15 protein-coding genes are annotated in these 19,855 nt (G+C 71.3%); 13 read left to right on the forward strand and 2 right to left on the reverse strand.

The window, feature by feature from the left end; all coding sequences use genetic code 11:
• Nucleotides 1-227 precede the first annotated feature (227 nt).
• The 8 genes from ACSMTC_RS25285 to ACSMTC_RS25320 all read left to right on the forward strand — a co-directional run bounded on the left by ACSMTC_RS25285 (nt 228) and on the right by ACSMTC_RS25320 (nt 7,319).
• Nucleotides 228-1,583, forward strand: coding sequence for a class I SAM-dependent RNA methyltransferase (locus ACSMTC_RS25285; protein WP_436564804.1), 1,356 nt, complete (start codon nt 228-230; stop codon nt 1,581-1,583).
• A gap of 182 nt (nt 1,584-1,765) precedes the next feature.
• Entirely contained in the window at nt 1,766-2,419 is a 654-nt protein-coding gene (locus ACSMTC_RS25290) for a TetR/AcrR family transcriptional regulator (protein ID WP_436562001.1), read from the forward strand.
• Between the two features lie 174 nt (nt 2,420-2,593).
• Nucleotides 2,594-2,824 (forward strand): toxin-antitoxin system HicB family antitoxin, encoded by a 231-nt coding sequence (locus ACSMTC_RS25295; RefSeq protein WP_045304440.1) that lies wholly within the window; start codon nt 2,594-2,596, stop codon nt 2,822-2,824.
• Nucleotides 2,821-3,252, forward strand: a complete 432-nt coding sequence (locus ACSMTC_RS25300) for a fic family toxin-antitoxin system, toxin component (protein WP_436562002.1) — start codon at nt 2,821-2,823, stop codon at nt 3,250-3,252. The genes ACSMTC_RS25295 and ACSMTC_RS25300 overlap by 4 nt, the downstream gene beginning before the upstream one ends.
• A 95-nt stretch (nt 3,253-3,347) precedes the next feature.
• Entirely contained in the window at nt 3,348-4,166 is an 819-nt protein-coding gene (locus ACSMTC_RS25305) for a putative RNA methyltransferase (protein WP_436562003.1), read from the forward strand.
• Between the two features lie 112 nt (nt 4,167-4,278).
• The gene (locus tag ACSMTC_RS25310; protein ID WP_436562004.1) at nt 4,279-5,664 is read left to right on the forward strand and encodes an AAA family ATPase; all 1,386 of its coding nucleotides are present in this window, start codon (nt 4,279-4,281) and stop codon (nt 5,662-5,664) included.
• Between the two features lie 10 nt (nt 5,665-5,674).
• Complete coding sequence (locus ACSMTC_RS25315; RefSeq protein ID WP_436562005.1) at nt 5,675-6,055, forward strand: nucleotide pyrophosphohydrolase; 381 nt, start codon at nt 5,675-5,677, stop codon at nt 6,053-6,055.
• A 193-nt stretch (nt 6,056-6,248) separates the two neighbouring features.
• Nucleotides 6,249-7,319, forward strand: coding sequence for a DUF6099 family protein (locus ACSMTC_RS25320; protein ID WP_436562006.1), 1,071 nt, complete (start codon nt 6,249-6,251; stop codon nt 7,317-7,319).
• Nucleotides 7,320-7,715: 396 nt separating this feature from the next.
• On the opposite strand, the gene dapD is transcribed toward ACSMTC_RS25320, so the two are convergent.
• On the reverse strand, nt 7,716-8,705 hold the full coding sequence (gene dapD, locus ACSMTC_RS25325; RefSeq protein ID WP_436562007.1) for a 2,3,4,5-tetrahydropyridine-2,6-dicarboxylate N-succinyltransferase: 990 nt from the start codon (nt 8,703-8,705) through the stop codon (nt 7,716-7,718).
• A gap of 146 nt (nt 8,706-8,851) precedes the next feature.
• Here dapD and ACSMTC_RS25330 point away from each other — a divergent pair, with 146 nt between their 5' ends.
• The 3 genes from ACSMTC_RS25330 (at nt 8,852) to argF (ending at nt 14,183) form a co-directional block, all read left to right on the forward strand.
• Nucleotides 8,852-10,456 carry a 3' terminal RNA ribose 2'-O-methyltransferase Hen1 gene (locus ACSMTC_RS25330; protein ID WP_436562008.1) on the forward strand — a complete coding sequence of 535 codons (1,605 nt, stop codon included), beginning with the start codon at nt 8,852-8,854 and terminating at the stop codon, nt 10,454-10,456.
• On the forward strand, nt 10,453-13,047 hold the full coding sequence (locus ACSMTC_RS25335; protein WP_436562009.1) for a polynucleotide kinase-phosphatase: 2,595 nt from the start codon (nt 10,453-10,455) through the stop codon (nt 13,045-13,047). Before ACSMTC_RS25330 ends, ACSMTC_RS25335 begins: the two co-directional genes overlap by 4 nt.
• A 134-nt stretch (nt 13,048-13,181) precedes the next feature.
• Nucleotides 13,182-14,183, forward strand: coding sequence for an ornithine carbamoyltransferase (gene argF / locus ACSMTC_RS25340; RefSeq protein WP_436562010.1), 1,002 nt, complete (start codon nt 13,182-13,184; stop codon nt 14,181-14,183).
• A 279-nt stretch (nt 14,184-14,462) separates the two neighbouring features.
• Here the strand turns inward: argF and ACSMTC_RS25345 are convergent, their stop codons facing one another.
• Nucleotides 14,463-14,867, reverse strand: a complete 405-nt coding sequence (locus ACSMTC_RS25345) for a type II toxin-antitoxin system VapC family toxin (protein ID WP_436562011.1) — start codon at nt 14,865-14,867, stop codon at nt 14,463-14,465.
• Between the two features lie 455 nt (nt 14,868-15,322).
• Between ACSMTC_RS25345 and acnA the strand changes: the two genes are divergently transcribed.
• Together acnA and ngcE are read left to right on the forward strand one after the other, a co-directional pair.
• A complete protein-coding gene (acnA, locus tag ACSMTC_RS25350; protein WP_436562012.1) occupies nt 15,323-17,998 on the forward strand; it encodes an aconitate hydratase AcnA in 2,676 nt (891 codons plus the stop codon).
• A gap of 420 nt (nt 17,999-18,418) precedes the next feature.
• Entirely contained in the window at nt 18,419-19,825 is a 1,407-nt protein-coding gene (gene ngcE / locus ACSMTC_RS25355; protein WP_436562013.1) for an N-acetylglucosamine/diacetylchitobiose ABC transporter substrate-binding protein, read from the forward strand.
• The last annotated feature ends 30 nt before the right edge of the window (nt 19,826-19,855 follow it).

The raw sequence follows: 19,855 nt of genomic DNA on the forward strand, positions 1-19,855 counted from the left end.
GCAAGTCCGGCAAGTCCGCCAAGCCGGGACAGGTCGCCCGCCCGCGCTGGGGAGCCAAGCCGGCCCGTCCGGCCGCCACCGACCGCGAGGGCTACACGGCCCTGACCGCCCCGGTCGTCCCGGCCGAGCCGAAGCCCCAGGCGGCCCAGGAGCGGCCGGCCCAGGCCAAGCCGGCCGGGGCCGGGAAGAGCACGCCGCGCAAGCAGGCCGTCCGCCCGCCGAAGGCGCTGCGCACGGCCAAGCCGGTCAGGGCGGAGCGGGCACCCAAGGCTCCGAGCGGCGACCCGCTGGTCGGCGAGCGGTACGAGGTCGAGGTGGGCCCGGTCGCGCACGGCGGCGGGCACTGCGTGGCCCGGCACGAGGGCCGGGTGCTGTTCGTCCGGCACGCGCTGCCGGGTGAGCGGGTGATCGCCCTGGTCACCGAGGGCACCACCACCTCCCGCTTCCTGCGCGCCGACGCGGTGGAGATCCTGGACGCCGCCAAGGAGCGGATCCCCGCGCCGTGCCCGTTCTCGGGCCCCGGCCGGTGCGGCGGCTGCGACTGGCAGCACGTCACCCCGGGCGGCCAGCGCAAGCTCAAGGGCCAGGTGCTCACCGAGCAGCTGGCCAAGCTCGCCCAGCTGACCCCCGCCGAGGCCGGCTGGGACGGCAGTGTCGAGCCGGTCGGCGGCAAGCTCCCGGCCGGCGAGGTGCCCGCCTGGCGCACCCGGATCCAGTACGCCGTCGACCCGGCCACCGGCAAGGCGGGGCTGCGCCGCCACCGCTCGCACGACATCGAGCCGATCGACCGCTGCCTGATCGCCGCCCCCGGGGTGTCCGAGCTGGGTATCGAGGCCCGCGACTGGCCGGGGGTCGAGACCATCGAGGCGATCGCCGCCACCGGGTCCTCGGACCGCCAGGTCGTGCTGACGCCGAGGGAGGGCGCCCAGCTGCCGCTAGTCGAGCTGGACCAGCCGGTCTCGATCGCCCGGATCGACGAGCAGGGCGGCATCCACCGGGTGCACGGCCGGACCTTCGTCCGCGAGCGGGCCGCCGGGCGCACCTGGCGGGTCAGCAACGGCGGGTTCTGGCAGATCCACCCCGAGGCGCCCCAGACCCTGGTCGACGCCGTCCTGGAGGGTCTCGACCCGCAGTGGGGCGAGATGGCCCTCGACCTGTACTGCGGGGTCGGCCTGTTCGCCGGGGCGCTGGCCGACCGGGTCGGCGAGGACGGTGCGGTGCTCGGCATCGAGTCCAGCAAGCAGGCCGTCGTCGACGCCAGGCACAACCTGGCCGCGGTGGACAACGTCCGGATCGAGTGCGACAAGGTCGAGTCGCTGCTCCCGCGTACCGGGATCACCTCCACCGACCTGATCGTCCTCGACCCGCCGCGCGCGGGGGCGGGCCGGGAGACCGTCGCGCACCTGGTCGGCCTTGAGGCGCGCCGGATCGCCTACGTCGCCTGCGACCCGGCGGCCCTCGCGCGTGACCTGGCCTTCTTCCGCGAGGGCGGCTACCGCCCGGTCTCGCTGCGGGCCTTCGACCTCTTCCCGATGACCCACCACTTCGAGTGCGTGGCCATCCTGGAGCCGGTCGCGGAGTAGTCCTGACACCGCCCGAGGGGCGTGCGGAACACACGACCGAGACTGGTCGTGCTCCGTGCGCCCCTCGGTGCTCTCCGGGCCGGTCATGGCCGGTCGGGTCGGGGAGCCCCATAAACTCCGATCCGATCTTGTATGTCGATACGGGTCCGTTTCCGAGTGTGCCCGTGGCAGGGGAGGACGGCATGGCGCCCAGACGCATGACCCGCGAGGAGGCCAGGCAGCAGACCCGGGACCGGCTGGTGACGGCCGCCGCCGAGCTGTTCGCCGAACGGGGGGTCAACGGAGCCTCGGTCGAGCAGATCGCCGAGCGGGCCGGCTACAGCCGAGGCGCTTTCTACGGAAACTTCGAGGACAAGAACGGCCTGGTGCTGGAGCTGCTCAAGCACCGCACCCTGCGGGAGAAGCAGGAGGTCGAGGCGATCGGGAGCGAGGCGGAGTCCTTCGAGGAGATGCTGGCCGCGCTGCGCGCCTGGCACCGTGAGCGCGGGCGGCACCTGGCGGACTGGTTCGCGCTGCGGATGGAACTCGTCCTGCACGCCCTGCGGAACCCCGAGATCAGGCCGCTGCTGGCGGAGCGCGAGGAGCTGGCGAGCAACGCGATCGCCGAGGGTCTGCGCTATGAGCTGGCGCGGCGCGGGGCCGAACCGCCCGGCGACCCGGCGTTTCTCGCCCTGATCGTCCACGCGCTGGAGGACGGCCTGCTGATCCAGCGGCTGCTGCGCCCCGACGAGTTCACCGACGAGGTGGTCGTCGACGCCTTCGAACTGCTGCTGCGCACCTGGAGCGGCGTGCCGGAAGCCGGCCCAGGCCCGGCGGACCCGGTGGAGAGGGCCTGAAGGCCCGTGGCGGTGTTGTGTGCGAAGGGATGACGCGGGGAACGGGCGGGTATGTTCCCCAGCGCTCCCAGCGGCGATTTCCGGTCTTCTGGGAGCACTGGGGCGAGGGAGGGCGCGGGGAGGTCGGAAATGCGCGCCCTTGTTGTGCTAGCAACATGACGCTAGCATTACGTCATGGCGAAGAAGCAGCTGAATGTCCGGGTGGATGCGGCCACCGCCGAGATGGCGCGCGAGCGCGCCGAGCAGCAGGGGATCAGCATGAACCAGTACATCGAACGGCTTGTCAGGCAGGACATGGGCGAGACCGGCCGGCTGTTCGTCGACGCCGCCGCGCAGTTCATGAAGGAGTACGAGTCGACCTTCCTCGCCGAGTTCGGTGACGGCTTGCAGGATGTGCGCCGTTGAACCTGGAGGTGGACCTCTCGTGGCTGCTCATGACCGCCGAGCAGTACACCCCCGGTGATCCGCCGGTCACCGACTACGGATCGCTGCTCGCGGCGATCACCCGGCACCAGGCCGAAATCTTCGACATCGCCGTCTATCCCGAACCGCAGGACCGGGCGGCGGCTCTGATGCACCAGCTGATCCGGGTCCCGGCGCTGGAGCGGAGCAACGAGCTCTTCGCCACCGCTGTCGCCTACGCGTACCTGGTGGCCAGCGGCTGCAGCGTCGCCACCACCGCGCGCGAGGTCCGCAGCCTGGCACGGGCGATCCGGGAGGGCAAGCTCGGCGTCAGCGGAGTCGCCGACCGGCTGGCCACCTGGGTGGTGGACGAGGCGGAGGAGGAAGAGGTCCGGGGAGACGACGACGGGGACGACGGCGACGTCGACTGAGCCGCGGCCGGGCACCCGGCCGCCGCCCGCCGATCCCGCCGCCGGAGATCACCTAGGCTGGGGGTTTCACCCCACACGGCGAGGAACCACGGACGTTGCTGCAGGACATCGAGCGCTACCTGGCCTGCCCGCACTGCGCACAGCGGCTGGCCCTCGACGGGCGCACCCTGCGCTGCCCTACGGGTCACAGCTTCGACCAGGCCAAGCAGGGCTACGTCAGCCTGCTGGCCGGTGACGCGCACACCGGTACCGGCGACACCGCCGACATGGTCGCCGCGCGCGGCGCCTTCCTGACCGCCGGCCACTACCGGCCGATCGTGGACGCCCTGGCCGCGGCGGCGGACCGGACCGACGGCCTGGTGGTGGACCTGGGCGCGGGCACCGGCTACTACCTCACCCGGGTGCTGGACCACGCCGGCGGCGTGGGAGCCGCCCTCGACATCTCCAAGTACGCGCTGCGCCGGGCCGCCAAGGCGCACCCCCGGATCGGCGCGGTGGTCTGCGACGCCTGGCGTCCGCTCCCGCTCCAGGACGGCTGTGCCGACCTGGTGCTGAACGTCTTCGCACCGAGGAACGGGCCGGAGATCCGGCGGGTGCTGCGCCCCGGCGGCCGGCTGCTGCTGGTCTCGCCGACCTCCCGGCACCTGCGCGAACTGGTCGCGGCACTGGGCCTGCTGTCGGTGGACGAGGAGAAGGAGCGCCGGATCGACGAGAAGCTGAGCCCGTGGTTCACCAGGACGGACCGGGCCGAGGTCGAGTTCCGGCTCAGCCTCTCGCGGGCGGACGCGGCGGCGGTGGTGGCGATGGGCCCCAACGCCTGGCACACCGCCCCCGACGTGCTCGACGCCGCGCTCGCCGCGCTGCCGGAGCCGGTCGAGGTCACCGGCTCGGTGCAGGTGACGACGTACCGGTGAGGACCGGGCGGGTGGCCTGGTCAATCGCCGGGACCGGGTCCGGCACCCCGTAGGGATGAACGGTGCGTGCAGGCACGTTTCGTCTCGGCGGGCGGCAACTAGGGTGCCCGGGGTGACCAGCGAAGCCGCCCAGTCCGCAGTCCAGTCGCCCGGGAGCACCGTCCTACCGCTCAAAGACCCTGCGGGGAGGTCCTCCGCCCGCCCCGCCGTCGAGGAGCTCAGGCTCACCTCGTTCAAGTCGTACCGCCGGACGACACTCCCGCTCTCCCCGTTCACCGTCCTCCACGGGCCCTCGGGGGTCGGCAAGTCGAACGCGCTCGACGCGCTGGCCGTGCTCTCGCGGCTGGCGCTGGGCGAGCCGATCGGTCCCTCGCTGGACGGTTTCGGCGGTACCAACGGACCGCTGGCCCAGCCGGTCAGGGGCGGGCTGCTGGGCTGTGTGCCGCACGGCCGGAACGCGATCATCCTGGGCTGCACGGTCCGCTCCTGCGCCGGACCGATCCGGCTCGAACTGGTGGTGCGCACCGACGGCCGGGTCCGGGTCGCCAGGGAGTGGCTCACCTGCGCGGGGCAGACCCTGGTCGAGACCGGGGAGCAGGACGTGGCCCACGGGAAGGTCAACGTCACCTGGCACAACGACACCCGGCAGGGCGACATCCGGGCGCCGTTCCCGAGCGACAGTCTGATCGTCACCCAGATCCCGCTGCGGGTGGCCGGTTCCTCGGCCGGGGAGTGCAAGGTGCTCGCGGCCGCCGAGCAACTGCTGACCGCGCTGCGCGAGATCTTCCCACTGAACCCCGTACCCGCCCTGATGCGCGACTGGGCGCAGCCCGATCCGGATGCCCGACTGCTGGGCTCGGCCGCCAACATCTCCGCGGTCCTGGCCAGGGTCAGAAACGACTGCACCCGGCGCTACGGGCGGTTGCTCAAGGCCGTCCAGGCGGCGGCCCCGCACCCGCTGCTCGGGCTCGACGTGGCCCGGCGCGGCCCGGAGGCGCAGGAGCGGCTGCTCGCGGTCTTCGACGAGGGGGTGCTCGGGCGGACCGGTGCTGACCAGGCATCGGACGGCATGCTGCGACTGCTTGCCTTCGCCGCGGTGCTGCTGACCGGCGCGGGGGTGCTGGACGTGGAGTCCGCCGCCGAGGTTCCGTCGGCGCACCGCCAACTGATCGTGCTGGCAGAGGACTTGGGAGCCGGTCTGGCGGGCGAGCAGATCGCCGCACTGCTACGGGTGGCCCGCGAGGTGTGCGAGAAGGGCGACGTCCGGCTGCTCGCGGCGCTGAACGATCCGACGCCGGTGCGGGAGGCCGGCGGTGCCGAACTGGTGGAGTGCCGGCGGGATCCGGCCACCGGGCACAGCGTGCTGCGGCCCGATCCGCCCAGGGTGCCGGTGCAGTCGGCGCGTGAGGACGGGGTGGACGCCGAGGGCGCCACGGCCGGTACCGGGGCGGACGGGGAGGAGGCGGGCGGTTCCGCCGACAGGCCGGCGATGGGGTAGACCTGAGGGCGTGAGTGAGCAGACGAACGGCCCGGCGGGCCCGACCCTGGGGGAGCTGCAGCAGCGGCTCACCGACTTCGCGGCGGCCCGGGACTGGCAGCCGTTCCACACCCCGAAGAACCTGGCGGCCGCGCTGAGCGTGGAGGCGGGCGAACTGCTGGAGATCTTCCAGTGGTTGACGCCTGAGCAGGCGACGGCGGTGATGGCCGAGCCGGACCGGGCACACCGGGTCCGGGACGAGGTCGCCGATGTGCTGGCGTATCTGCTGCAGTTCTGCACGGCGGTCGGGGTGGATCCACTGACCGCGCTGGCGGCGAAGATCGAGCGGAACGAGGTGCGCTTTCCGGTGGCCGACCGGGGGCTGACGGAGGATGGGAACGAAACAGGATGATTGTCAGATCGCCGCGCTGAGCTGCGGAATCGCTCTTCTGTACACCCGTGTGGGTGACGGGGATTTTCCACAGGGCGGGGTTGTCCACAGGTTCTGCCCGGGGTGCTGCGCGGACTCGATCCGCGCAGCACCCTTGCGTCGTGACACACCGTCGGTAACGGCGGTCCGACGCGAGCGAGGGGAGCGGCGGGTTATGGACGCGCTGCGGTTGATCAAGACGGCCAGGCACGCGCTGGCGGAGGCCAGAAGCGTGCCGGACGCACTCGCCGAGGCCTGGCAGGCGGGGCTGCTCACCGAGGCGGTCGGAGCGCGGATCGCCGCGCGTGAGCCCGGCGGGATCGGTGCGCTGGGCCAGCTGCTCTGCGATGCGGGTGCTCATGCGGTCGGCTGCCTGGACCAGCCGTCCGGCGTTGCGGGGGCTGGTGAGGGCGGCGCGGAGCAGGAGTGGAGCCGGATCGATTGGGGCGGCGCGGGTCGCGCGTCCCGCCTGGACGAACTCGGTGAGCTGGAGCCGGTCCTCGAAGAGCTCGGCCGGCTCCTGCACGAGGTCGCCGAAACCCTCGTGGTGCTGGCCTGCGGTGCCGACGGTGAGCGCCTCTACTGGCGGTGCATCGACGGCGTGGACGCCGGAGCCGAGTGCAAGGACTTGGTGGCGGAGCTGCTCAGGACGGTACGGAAGCAGTCCGGAGACCACGGCGCGGGGGACTTCGGGGAGGCGGACATGGAGGGGAGCAGCGGTCTCCTGGACGAGGAGCGCGGCTGGTACGAGGACGAGGAGTGGGAGCACCGCCGGGAGCGGCGGGGCGATGGGCGGCGGAACGGCGATCGGCGGTGCACCGAAGCGGACGGTGTGGCGGAGCCGGGCGGCACCGGGCCGTCGGAGCCGGAACCGCACAACGCGGGGACCGGGCCGGTCGCGGACCGGTACTCGGAACGGAGCCTGCCGACCCTGGTCATCCCGCTGGCCTCACCGGGTTCCCCGCCCGGCTGCCGGCCCGGGGCTCAGGAGTCGGCGGAGCCCTCGGCTTCGGCCGGTTCCCGGCCCGGTTGGTTCGGCCGGGCGCCGGAGGAGCGCAGGTCGGCGCCGAGACCGGCCAGCGAGTCATTGACGGAGGCGAGCAGTTCCTGCATCTGCTCCAGCAGGCTCTTGGGCGTGGCGGCGGCGGGCGGGACGACGGCAGTGGGAGCGGTGGCCTCGGCCTGCGGTACCTCGGACCTGGGCTCGGACATGAGGGGACCCCTCCAGCTCGGTAGTGCGGTGTGAGGCGGCGGATGTCGACGCCGTCGGTTGAACGAGCGGTGCGGGCACACGGTCACCCCCTACCACTCGTTGAGGTCGAACCTCCGCACCCTGTCAGCCTCGGGGGTGAGGATGGCTTGCCGCACGGTGTCCCACTCGGCTAGGAGCGGCCGGCGCAGGACGCTGCTGGCGGCGTCGCCGTTCCGGCTCGTCCGGCCTTCGCCGGTCGGTGTGCCCCGGTCCCGTGTCCCCCGGTCCGGTGTCCGCCCGGTCCTGCCCGGTCCGGTGTCCGCCTGGTCGGTGTCTGTCGGTCCGGTGCCTGTCCGGTCGGCGTCCGCCCGTGGGGTCCGCGTGGCAGAAGACCAGGGCCCCCGGTGCCGTCGCGAGGACGGCGCCGAGGGCCCGGCAGAGCAGTGGAGGTCAGTTGTGCGCGTGCAGGTCCGCGTTGAGGCCGCCCCACGAGCCGGACCGGGCGATCACCTCGACCGCGCCGCTCTGCGAGTTGCGGCGGAACAGCAGGTTGTCCTGGCCGGAGAGCTCGACCGCCTTGGCGATCTTGCCGTCGGGGGTGGTGACCCGGGTGCCGGCGGTCACGTACAGACCGGCCTCGACCACGCAGTCGTTGCCCAGCGAGATGCCGATGCCCGCGTTGGCACCGAGCAGGCAGCGCTGGCCGACCGAGACGACCTGCTTGCCGCCGCCGGAGAGGGTGCCCATGATCGAGGCACCGCCGCCGATGTCGCTGTGGTCGCCGACCACGACGCCCGCGCTGATCCGGCCCTCGACCATCGAGGTGCCCAGGGTGCCGGCGTTGAAGTTGACGAAGCCCTCGTGCATGACGGTGGTGCCGGCGGCCAGGTGCGCGCCGAGGCGGACCCGGTCGGCGTGCGCGATCCGGACGCCCGACGGGGCGACGTAGTCGGTCATCCGCGGGAACTTGTCGATGCCGTACACGGCCAGCTGGCCGCCCTGGGCACGGACGGCGAGCCGGGCCCGCTCGACGTTCTCGACCGGCACCGGGCCGATGCTGGTCCAGGCGACGTTGGCGAGCAGACCGAAGATGCCGTCCAGGTTCTGCCCGTGCGGCTTGACCAGTCGGTGGCTCAGCAGGTGCAGGCGCAGGTACACGTCGTGCGTGTCCAGCGGCTTCTCGTCCAGCGAGGCGATGGTGGTGCGCACCGCGACCACCTCGACGCCACGGCGTGCGTCAGCGCGCAGCGCCTCCTCGGCGCCTGCGCCGAGAGCCGCCTTGGCCTCCTCGGCGGTCAGTCGGACGGTGCCGGCCGGGCCCGCCTCGGCGACGAGTTCGGGGGCGGGGTACCAGGTGTCGAGGACAGTCCCGTCGGCGGCGATGGTGGCCAGACCGACGGCGACGGCACCGCTTGCGAGGTTGGAGGTTTCAGCAGTCACATCGTGCACGTTAACGAATCCCGGCGGCGGCTGCCGAACCCGCTCACCGTCCGGAGACGGATTCGGACCGTCCAGGCGGGGATTCGATCGCTGGTGCGGACAAAATCCGGTGCCCGCCCCACCCGGGCTCGGCAATACTCAGCGAGGTGTTCATCTCGATCTCCACCACAGGAACGGCCGAGCGGCCCGCCACCGACCTGGGATTTCTGCTGCACAAGCACCCTGACAAGGTGCAGCGGTTCTCGACCTCCCACGGTGAGGCACATGTCTTCTACCCCGAGGCGACGGCGGAAGCGTGCACCGTGGCGCTGTTGCTGGACATCGACCCGATCGCGCTGGTGCGCAAGGGCCGGGGCAAGGGCCGCGGCGGCTCGCCGGACTTCGCGCTCGCCCAGTACGTCAACGACCGCCCCTATGCGGCGTCCTCGCTGCTCGCGGTGGCTCTGCGGACAGTCTTCCGGACCGCGATGAAGGGCGTGTGCGAGATGCGTCCCGGCCTGGCGGACCAGCCGCTGCCGCTGCGGATCTCGCTCCCGGCCGTACCGGCGAGCGGCGCGGGCGAGAGCGGTGGCGCGGCGCTGGTCGGCCGGCTCTTCGAGCCGCTCGGCTGGCGGGTCGCGGCCGAGGCGATCCCGCTGGACGAGGCGTTCCCCGAGTGGGGCGATTCCCGGTACGTCCGGGTCGAGCTGACCGCCACCGCGCGGCTGGCCGACGCGCTCCAGCAGCTCTATGTGCTGCTGCCGGTGCTCGACGGCTCCAAGCACTACTGGGTCGCGCCGGACGAGGTGGACAAGCTGCTCGACGCCGGGGAGGGCTGGCTGGCCGAGCACCCGGAGCTCACTCTGATCATCCGCCGGTACCTGGCGCGGCGCTGGTCGCTGGCCCGGACCGCGATGGAACGCCTGGAGCTGGCCCGGCTGGCCGAGGCCGACGACCGGGAGGCCGAGGAACTGGACAACGCGGTCGACGACGAGGGCACCGACGAGAACGGCGAGGAGGGAGCCGAGAGCAGGGAGACCACCGGGTCCGAGGCGGGTGGAACGGCTGCGGCCGAGAGGCACACCTCGCTCGCCGTCCGGCGCCGGGAGGCGATCCTCGCCGCCCTGAGCGAGACGGGTGCCTCCCGGATCCTCGATCTCGGCTGCGGGCAGGGCGAGTTGGTGGGTGCGCTGCTCAAGGACGCCAGGGTGACCGAGGTGATCGGCGTGGACGTGTCCTCACGAGCGCTCTCGGCGGCCGCCCGCAAGCTGCGGATCGAGCGGATGCCGGAGCGTCAGTCATCCAGGGTCAGGCTGCTCCAGGGCGCGCTCACCTACACCGACGCGCGTCTCAAGGGCTATGACGCGGCCGTGCTCTCCGAGGTCATCGAGCATCTCGACCTGCCCCGGCTGCCCGCACTCGAACACGCGGTGTTCGGTGCCGCCCGCCCCGGTGCCGTCGTGGTGACCACGCCCAACGTCGAGTACAACGTCCGCTGGGAGACCCTCCCGGCCGGGCACGTCCGCCACGCGGACCACCGCTTCGAGTGGGACCGGGCACAGTTCCTGGCCTGGGCGGAGCGGGTGGCCGCGACCTACGGGTACAGCGTCACCATCCGTCCCGTCGGCCCGTACGACGAGCAGGTCGGCGCTCCCACCCAGCTGGCCCTGTTCCGCCTCGGGACCACCGAGGCCTCCACTGCCCAGGCCTCCACTGCCCAGGCTGTGACCACCGAGGCTGCGACCACCACCGAAGGGAGCGTGACCCGATGACCGACACCACGACCGCAGCGCCCGCCCCGATCCGTGCCCTGCCCGTCACCGACCTCTCGCTGGTGGTGCTGGTCGGCACCACGGGTTCGGGCAAGTCCAGCTTCGCCCGCAAGCACTTCCTGCCGACCCAGGTGGTGTCCTCCGACTTCTGCCGAGGTCTGGTCGCCGACGACGAGAACGACCAGTCGGCCTCCGGCGACGCCTTCGACGTACTGCACTACATCGTCGGCAAGCGGCTGGCCGCAGGCCGGCTCACCGTGGTCGACGCCACCAACGTCCAGCCGGAGGCCCGCCGCCGGCTGGTGCAGATGGCCAGGGACCACGACGTGCTCCCGATCGCGATCGTCCTCGACGTCCCGCCGGGCGTCTGCGCCGAGCGCAACCGCACCCGCCCGGACCGGCAGCTGCCCCCGCACGTGATCCCCCGCCAGCAGCGCGAGCTGCGCCGTTCGCTCAGGGGACTGGAGCGCGAGGGCTTCCGCAAGGTCCACATCCTGCGCGGGGAGGCGGAGGTGGAGGCCGCCGGGATCGTCATCGAGAAGCGTTTCAACGACCTGCGGCACCTCACCGGACCGTTCGACATCGTCGGCGACATCCACGGCTGCCGCTCCGAGCTGGAGACCCTGCTGGTCCGGCTCGGCTACACCCTCACCAGGGACGAGCAGGGCCGGCCGGTCGACGCCGCGCACCCCGAGGGCCGTACCGCGGTCTTCGTCGGCGACCTGGTCGACCGGGGCCCCGACACACCGGGTGTGCTGCGCCTGGTGATGGGCATGGTGGGCGCGGGCCACGCCATCTGCGTCCCCGGCAACCACGAGAACAAGCTGGGCCGGTGGATGTCCGGCCGCAAGGTCACCGTCTCGCACGGTCTGCAGGAGTCGGTGGACCAACTGGCGGGCGAGAGCGAGGAGTTCCGCGCCCAGGTGCGGGCCTTCATGCGCGACCTGGTCAGTCATTACCTGCTGGACGGCGGCGATCTGGTGGTCTGCCACGCCGGCCTTCCGGAGAAGTACCACGGCCGCACCTCCGGCCGGGTCCGCTCGCACGCCCTCTACGGTGACACCACCGGCGAGACCGACGAGTACGGGCTGCCGGTCCGCTACCCCTGGGCCGAGGAGTACCGGGGCCGGGCCCTGGTGGTCTACGGCCACACCCCGGTCCCGTCGGCGACCTTCCTCAACAACACCATCTGCCTGGACACCGGCTGCGTCTTCGGCGGCAGCCTGACCGCGCTGCGCTACCCGGAGCGCGAGCTGGTCGGCGTTCCGGCCGAGCGGGAGTGGTACGCCCCGGTCCGGCCGATGCAGAGCGACGCGCCCGGCGCCCGCGAGGGCCGCCCGCTGGACCTGGCCGACGTGGCCGGCCGCCGGGTGGTGGAGACCGCCCACCACGGCCGGGTCGCCGTGCGGGAGGAGAACGCGGCGGCCGCCCTGGAGGTGATGAGCCGTTTCGCACTCGACCCCCGGCTGCTGGCGTACCTGCCGCCGACCATGGCCCCCAGTGCGACCTCGCGCCGCGAGGGCTACCTGGAGCACCCGGAGGAGGCGTTCTTCGCCTACCGCCACGACGGGGTGCGGCAGGTGGTCTGCGAGGAGAAGCACATGGGCTCCCGTGCGGTGGTCCTGGTGGCCCGGGACGCCGCCGCACTGGAGAAGCGGTTCGGTGTCGAGGGCCCCGGTGCGATCTGGACCCGGACCGGGCGGGCCTTCCTCAGCGACGAGGAGCTGACCGGCGCGGTGCTGGACCGGGTGCGGACGGCTGCCGAGCGGGCCGGGCTGTTCGAGGAGCTGGCCAGCGACTGGCTGCTGCTGGACGCCGAGCTGATGCCCTGGTCCCTCAAGGCCGCGGAACTGCTGCGCCGCCAGTACGCGGCGGTTGGCGCGGCGGCGGGTGCGGCGCTGCCGCAGGCGCTGGCCGCGCTGGAGCAGGGGGCCGCGCGCGGTCTGGCGCTGGACGAGCTGACCGACCGACAGCGGCGGCGCGCGGCGGACGCGGAGGCCTTCATCGCCGCCTACCGCCGCTACTGCTGGCCGACTGAGGGCCTGTCGGGCATCCGGCTGGCGCCGTTCCAGGTGCTGGCCGCCGAGGGTGCGAACCTCGCGGTCCGCCCGCACGACCGGCACCTCGACTGGATCGACCGCCTGGTCGCGGCCGACGACCCGCAGGAGCCGATCCTGCACCGCACCGGCCGACTGGTGGTGGACACCGCGGACGAGGAGTCGATCGCCGCGGGCACCGCCTGGTGGGAGCAGCTGACCGCGGCCGGCGGTGAGGGCATGGTGGTCAAGCCGCTCGCCTCCCTGGTCCGTAGCGAGGCGGGCGGGGGCGGGCCCGGCGGGCTGGTCCAGCCGGGGATCAAGGTGCGCGGACGGGAGTACCTGCGGATCATCTACGGCCCGGACTACACCCGGCACCTGGACCAGCTGCGGCAGCGCTCGCTCGGTCACAAGCGGTCGCTCGCCCTGCGCGAGTACGCCCTCGGGCTGGAGGCACTGGACCGGCTGGCGGCGGGCGAGCCGCTGTGGCGGGTGCACGAGGCGGTGTTCGCCGTTCTGGCCCTGGAGTCGGAACCGGTCGATCCCCGGCTCTGAGGCCGCGGCCGGCTCCCGGCCATCCCGGACCAAGGGGGCCAGGAGCCGGCCGGGGCTCGGGACATTCTGCATATAAATTCAAAGTGTCGTATACACTTCCCATCTAAGTGTCCCCGACACCCCAGGAGCCCGGCATGGCCTTCAACCTCCGGAACCGGCACTTCCTCAAGGAACTGGACTTCACCCCGAAGGAGTTCCGCTTCCTGCTCGACCTCTCCGCACAGCTCAAGGCCGCCAAGTACGCGGGGACGGAGCAGCAGCGGCTGCGCGGCAAGAACATCGCGCTGATCTTCGAGAAGACCTCGACCCGGACCCGCTGCGCCTTCGAGGTGGCCGCTCACGACCAGGGCGCCGGCACCACCTACCTGGACCCCGCGGGCTCGCAGATCGGCCACAAGGAGTCGATCAAGGACACCGCACGGGTGCTCGGCCGGATGTTCGACGGTATCGAGTACCGCGGCCATGGCCAGGAGGTCGTCGAGGAGCTGGCCGAGTACGCGGGCGTGCCGGTGTGGAACGGGCTCACCGACGAGTGGCACCCGACCCAGATGCTGGCGGACGCGCTGACCATCCTGGAGCACACCGCCAAGCCGCTGGAGCAGGTCACCCTGGTCTACCTCGGCGACGCCCGCTCCAACATGGGCAACTCGCTGCTGGTCACCGGCGCCCTGCTGGGGATGGACATCCGGATCGTCGCCCCCCGGCAGCTCTGGCCGGCCGAGTCGGTGCAGAAGGACGCCCAGGCGCTCGCCGAATCCACGGGCGCCCGGATCACCCTGACGGAGGATGTCGCCGCCGGGGTGGCCGGTGCCGACTTCCTCTACACCGACGTCTGGGTCTCGATGGGCGAACCCAAGGAGGTCTGGGCCGAGCGGATCGCGCTGCTGAAGCCGTACCAGGTGTCGATGGCGACGGTCCGGGCGACCGGCAACCCGGACGTGAAGTTCCTGCACTGCCTCCCGGCCTTCCACGACCTCGGTACGGAGGTCGGCCGGCAGATGCACGAGATCACCGGGATGTCCGAACTGGAGGTGACCGACGAGGTGTTCGAGTCCGGGCACTCCATCGTCTTCGACCAGGCGGAGAACCGGATGCACACCATCAAGGCCGTCCTGGTCGCAACCCTGGGGGCCTGACCGGCCGCTTCGCGCCGCGCCGGCCACGGGCCCGCGACCGGAGGTCCACGTTCACGCAGGCCGCCCGGTCGCTCGCGGCGTGCGAGCCGGCCGGGGTGCCCGCGTGGAGGACGAACGACTCCGCCTCGCCCGGGCGACGGCGTGCCACTGTGCCGCAGGGCCACCGGTGCCGGGTCTTTTGGGTGTTCGCCGGTTCCCCGGCTCCGGCTGCTCCGCCCCTGCGGCATGCCGGCGGCGCGGTGGGCTCCTTCACGTGCCCCGCCCGGCAGTCCGCCCGGATCACCGCGCCGGCGCGATGCCCCGGATCTCGCAGCGCGGCCCGCTCGCCCGCATCAGCCGCAGGTCGGCCGTGATCAGCGGGACCCCCAGCTGCTCGGCGACCGCGACGTAGGCGGCGTCGTCGGGCGTCAGGTTGTCCTTCAGTTCCCAGATCCGCCCGAGCAGGGGTGTGATCTCCACCTTGCGGATCGCCAGGCCGGGCAGTTCGGCGGCCAGTTCGGCCACCCGGTCCGCGTCGAGCTCCCGGGCCAGGTACAGCCCGCGCAGCGACTGCATCACCTCGATCACCACGTGTTCCGGGGCGGCCCACTCGCCGCCCGCCGCGAGTTCGGCCCGGGCCGTCTCGCCCCGCGCGCCTTCGTCGGCGAGCGCCAGTACCAGCGCGGAGGCATCGACGACAATCACGGGCGGGCTCCCTGGGCGGTGGTGATCGACTGACTCGGCTCACCGTAGCCGGATACTCCGTCCGTACGGTCGGCCGGGGAGGCTCCGCGGCGGTGCGGGGACGCGGGCGCCGGTCCCTCTCCCCGCTGTCGTGGGCGCCCTCGCGTGCGGGTCCAGGACTTGCGCTGCGGGGGTGGTGCGGGAAGTTTTGGAGGCATGCCGCAGCGGCGCCGTCGGATCGCGCTCAGGGGCATGCCTGAACGCGGGAGTCACGCCCCCATGCACTATGGTTTATCTCGACATCGAGATAACTCCGCACTAGGATTTATCTTGACGTCGAGATACTTGCCGAGAGGCGCAGGTGGCCGATTCTCGCAAGGGTTAGTCAGCTAAGGCTTACCTTACCTCACCGCCCGATGGGCAGAGGGGGCACAGCCGGCCCCACGCACACACGAAGCACCTAGAAGGAGTCAGTCGTGTCCGCGAACAGCTTCGACGCCCGCAGCTCGCTGCAGGTGGGCGACGAGTCGTACGAGATCTTCAAGCTCTCCGCCGTCGAGGGTTCCGAGCGGCTGCCCTACAGCCTCAAGGTGCTGCTGGAGAACTTGCTCCGCACCGAGGACGGCGCGAACATCACCGCCGACCACATCCGCGCGCTCGGCAACTGGGACGCCAACGCCCAGCCGAGCCAGGAGATCCAGTTCACCCCGGCCCGCGTGATCATGCAGGACTTCACCGGTGTGCCTTGTGTGGTCGACCTCGCCACCATGCGTGAGGCCGTCAAGGAGCTGGGCGGCGACCCGGCCAAGATCAACCCGCTGGCCCCGGCCGAGCTGGTCATCGACCACTCCGTCATCGCCGACAAGTTCGGCACCCCGGACGCCTTCGTCCAGAACGTCGAGATCGAGTACGGCCGCAACAAGGAGCGCTACCAGTTCCTGCGCTGGGGCCAGACCGCGTTCGACGAGTTCAAGGTCGTCCCGCCGGGCACCGGCATCGTGCACCAGGTGAACATCGAGCACCTGGCCCGTACGGTCATGGTCCGGGGTGGCCAGGCGTACCCGGACACCTGCGTCGGCACCGACTCGCACACCACCATGGTCAACGGCCTGGGCGTGCTGGGCTGGGGCGTCGGTGGCATCGAGGCCGAGGCCGCCATGCTGGGCCAGCCGGTCTCCATGCTGATCCCGCGCGTGGTCGGCTTCAAGCTGACCGGCCAGCTGCCGGCCGGCGCCACCGCCACCGACCTGGTGCTCACCATCACCGAGATGCTGCGCAAGCACGGTGTGGTCGGCAAGTTCGTCGAGTTCTACGGTGACGGCATCGGCTCGATCCCGCTGGCCAACCGCGCCACCATCGGCAACATGTCGCCGGAGTTCGGCTCGACCTGCGCGATCTTCCCGATCGACGGCGAGACCATCAACTACCTGAAGCTCACCGGCCGCAGCGAGCAGCAGCTCGCCCTGGTCGAGGCGTACGCCAAGGAGCAGGGCCTCTGGCACGACCCGTCGGTCGAGCCGGTCTACTCCGAGTACCTGGAGCTGGACGTCTCCACCGTCGTCCCGTCGATCGCCGGCCCGAAGCGCCCGCAGGACCGCGTCGTCCTCGCCGAGGCCGCGGCCAAGTTCGCCGAGGCGCTGCCGACCTACTCGGCCGAGGCCAGCAAGCCGACCCAGGTGGTCGCCGAGGACGGCTCCTCGTACGAGATCGACAACGGCGCGGTCGTGATCGCCTCGATCACCTCCTGCACCAACACCTCCAACCCCTCCGTCATGCTGGGCGCCGCCTTGCTGGCGAAGAAGGCCGTGGAGAAGGGCCTGCACGTCAAGCCCTGGGTCAAGACCACCCTGGCGCCCGGCTCCAAGGTCGTCATGGACTACTACGAGAAGGCCGGCCTGCTCCCGTACATGGAGAAGCTGGGCTTCAACCTGGTCGGCTACGGCTGCGTCACCTGCATCGGCAACTCGGGCCCGCTGCCCGAGGAGGTCTCGAAGGCGGTCAACGACGCCGACCTGGCCGTCGTCTCGGTGCTCTCCGGCAACCGCAACTTCGAGGGCCGGATCAACCCCGACGTCAAGATGAACTACCTGGCCTCCCCGCCGCTGGTGGTCGCCTACGCCCTCGCCGGCAACATGAACGTCGACATCACCCGGGACGCCCTGGGCAAGGACGCGGAGGGCAACGACGTCTTCCTCGCCGACATCTGGCCGTCCGAGCAGGAGGTCGCCGACGTCGTCGCCGGCTCCATCGACGAGGCCATGTTCGAGAAGGGCTACCAGGACGTCTTCGCCGGTGACCACCGCTGGCAGTCGCTCCCGGTCCCGACCGGCAACACCTTCGAGTGGGACACCGAGTCCACCTACGTCCGCAAGCCCCCGTACTTCGAGGGCATGGCCAAGACCCCGAGCCCGGTGACCGACATCGCCGGCGCCCGCGTCCTGGCCAAGCTGGGCGACTCGGTCACCACCGACCACATCTCCCCGGCCGGCAGCATCAAGCCGGGCACCCCGGCGGCGCAGTACCTCACCGAGCACGGTGTGGAGAAGCGTGACTTCAACTCCTACGGCTCGCGCCGTGGCAACCACGAGGTCATGATCCGCGGTACCTTCGCCAACATCCGCCTGCGCAACCAGATCGCGCCGGGCACCGAGGGCGGCTACACCCGCGACTTCACCCGGTCCGCCGAAGGTGACGGGGGTGCCCCGGTGTCGTTCATCTACGACGCCTCGCAGAACTACCAGGCCGCCGGCGTCCCGCTGGTCGTCCTGGCCGGCAAGGAGTACGGTTCCGGCTCGTCCCGCGACTGGGCCGCCAAGGGCACCGCGCTGCTGGGTGTCAAGGCCGTCATCGCCGAGTCGTACGAGCGCATCCACCGCTCGAACCTGATCGGCATGGGTGTCCTGCCGCTGCAGTTCCCCGAGGGCCAGAGCGCCGACTCCCTCGGTCTGACCGGCGAGGAGACCTTCTCCTTCACCGGCGTGACCGAGCTGAACGAGGGCCGCACCCCGAAGACCGTCAAGGTCAAGGCGGTCGGCGTGGACGGCACCAGCACCGAGTTCGACGCGGTCGTCCGCATCGACACCCCCGGTGAGGCGGACTACTACCGCAACGGCGGCATCCTGCAGTACGTGCTGCGCTCGCTGATCGGCTGATCCCGGCCTGATCGGCTGATATCGGCAGTCCGGCAGAGGCCGGTACCCGCTCCTCGGAACGGGTACCGGCCTCTTGCCGTTTCCGGATCACGGTTTGACGTACCGATGCTCGAAGTTGAGCGTTTCTATGTTCAAACGCGCATGAACACGCTACGTTCTCGGATGTCGGCGGGCGCCGGTGCGAATGTGCAGGATCCCTGCGAATTGCACATGCTGCACCGCCGGCAACGCTTTGACAGTCACAGGTCATCCCGGGTGGTACGGGCTATTGCCGCCGGGTGGGCGCAGGACTATACCTTTGCGCATCACAGCAACCGCCTCTGACCGGCACTTTCGCCGCTGGGCGCGCCCCAGCAGGGGGAATTGACGATCCGTCATAACCTGGCTGCATCTTATGGACACCGAGGGGTGAGGGCACTGATGGGCTCTGCAACCGAGTACAACCGCCGTGACATCTTCAAGCGCGCCGCAGGGATCGCCGTGCTCGCGGCAGCCGGAGGTCCACTGCTCGCCGCCTGCGCCGCCGGCACCGGCGGCGGCAGCAACAAGGGGGCGAAGACCGGCGGGTACGACCTCGCCGACGCCAAGAACCCGTTCGGCGTGGACGCCAAGGCGGGCCTCGAGGTCTTCATCTTCGACGGCGGCTACGGCAGCGACTACGCCAAGGCGTTCGAGGCCATCTACGCGAAGAGCTATCCCGACGCGAAGATCAACCACGAGGCGGACAAGGACATCACCGGCAAGCTCCAGCCACGCTTCAACGCGGGCAGCCCACCGGACGTCATCGACGACTCCGGCAACAAGCAGATCAAGCTGGACGTGCTGGCCGACTCCAACCAACTGACCGACCTCCAGCCGCTGTTGGACGCGCCCTACCTGGACGATCCGTCCAAGAAGATCCGCGACGTGCTGATGCCCGGCACCATCGAGTCCGGCACGGTCAAGGGGAAGGTCTACAACCTCTCCTACGTCTACACCGTGTTCGGCCTCTGGTACTCGGGCAAGCTGTTCCGGGAGCACGGCTGGACGGCCCCGAGGACCTGGGCCGACTTCATCGCGCTCGGCAGCCGGATCAAGGCCGCCGGCATCGCCCCGCTGGCCCACCAGGGCAAGTACCCGTACTACATCAACGTCGCCATGCTGGACATGATCGCCAAGCAGGGCGGCCTCGACCTGATGAAGCGGATCGACGACCTGGACCCGACCGCCTGGGACGACCCGGCCGTCAAGACCGCCATGGACGCCTTCTACCAGGTGGTGTCCCAGGACTTCCTGCTCCCCGGCACCAACGGCATGACCCACACCGAGTCGCAGACCGCGTGGAACCAGTACAAGGCGGCCTTCATCCCGTGCGGTTCCTGGCTGGAGAACGAGCAACTCCCCTCCACCCCGGCCGACTTCGAGATGACCTTCCTGCCTATGCCCTCGCTGCCCGGCGACAAGCTGCCCTTCGAGGCGATCCGGGCGGGCGCGGGCGAGCCGTTCATCGTGCCGCGGCAGGCCAAGAACGCGGCCGGCGGGCTGGAGTTCCTGCGGATGATGCTGACCAAGGAGGCCTCGGGCAAGTTCGCCCAGACCGCCAACAGCCTCACCTGCCTCAAGGACGGCGTCGGCCCCGAGGTCAAGCTCAAGCCGGGCACCCAGTCCACCGTTGTGGCGCTCAAGGCCGCGGGTACCAACACCTTCAACTACCAGTACCCGAACACCGCCAGCAAGTTCGACGAGGACCTGCAGAACGCCTCGGGCGAGCTGATGGCGGGGCGCATCGGTCCGGACGAGTGGATCAAGCGCGCCAAGGAGTCGGCGACCAAGAACAAGAGCGCCTGACCGGCGAACCCGACGGGTGTGCGCGGGGGT

This window comes from Kitasatospora sp. HPM-01-4, from assembly GCF_051374625.1.
Classification (GTDB): Bacteria; Actinomycetota; Actinomycetes; order Streptomycetales; family Streptomycetaceae; genus Kitasatospora.